Annotated in this window: 2 protein-coding genes; both read right to left on the bottom strand. The window is 47.8% G+C overall.

Features of this window, described 5'->3' with window-relative positions; genetic code table 11:
- Positions 1–663 (bottom strand): methylmalonyl-CoA mutase family protein (locus A3761_RS16615; protein WP_231881242.1); only part of this gene is annotated, 663 nt, incomplete at its 3' end.
- A gap of 51 nt (positions 664–714) precedes the next feature.
- Positions 715–1,106, bottom strand: a 392-nt coding sequence (gene mce, locus A3761_RS16610; RefSeq protein ID WP_068750539.1) for a methylmalonyl-CoA epimerase, incomplete at its 5' end; no start/stop codon positions are given.

Raw genomic sequence — 1,106 nt, 5'->3', positions numbered from 1 at the left:
GCCGATAATATCGCCAATAATCCTCATGGATGGTTTTGGTGGGTAGATATAGGTATTGCGCACCATAAACTCTTTCAGAATGTCATTCTGGATAGTGCCTGAAAGCTGTTCTTGTGAAACGCCTTGTTCTTCTGCTGCAACGATGTAGCTAGCCAGGATTGGCAAGACTGCGCCGTTCATGGTCATGGATACCGATACTTTATCAAGCGGAATGCCGTCGAAAAGAATTTTCATATCTTCGACTGAATCAATCGCCACACCTGCTTTACCTACATCACCCGTTACGCGTGGGTGGTCTGAGTCGTAACCTCGGTGAGTCGCTAAATCAAAGGCAACTGATACGCCTTGTGCACCGGCAGCCAGGTTTTTGCGATAGAAAGCATTTGACTCTTCTGCGGTGGAAAATCCTGCGTATTGGCGGATGGTCCAGGGGCGGCCGGCGTACATCGTTGCCATTGGGCCACGTACAAAGGGAGCCATACCGGGAAGTGTCTGGGTGTGAGGCAGGTCTTTTGTATCTTCCTCGGTATAGAGCACCTTAACGGGAATACCTTCTGGCGTCTGCCAGGTCATTTCATCCGGACTGACCCCTTTCATTTGTTTGGTCGCAAGCGCTTCCCATTGCTCGAGTTGTGCGGCTAAATCAGGCTTTTTATCAGACATAGTATTTCTCGTTAAGTAATAGCTGCTCTATTGTTATGCTTATGTAAGTGCTTACTGACCCATGGGTTGGTTAAGCTCTATTAAAATGCCGTCGGCACTTTTTGGGTGGATGAAGATCACTTTACAATTGTGCGCACCAGGTGAAGGTGCATCGGAAAGGAATTGATAACCCTTTGCCTTCAAACGCTCAACATCCGCTTCGATATCGTCGCTGCGGAAACAAAGGTGGTGAATGCCACCGCCTTTCTTTTCCAAGTATTTCTGCACAGGGCCTTCACCGTTAAGCGGGTGAATCAATTCAATGCTGGTTTTCTCAACGTCTAAAAACGCAGCACTGGTTTTTGCTTCAGGTACATCTTCCTGACCTTTCAGGTTCAAGCCGAAGTCTTCTGCAAAGCGCTCTATGGCTTTCTGTAAATCTGGCACTGCTATCGCAATGTGGT

It is taken from the genome of Oleiphilus sp. HI0123, assembly GCF_001635315.1.
This window is presented reverse-complemented; position numbering and strand designations above follow the sequence as displayed.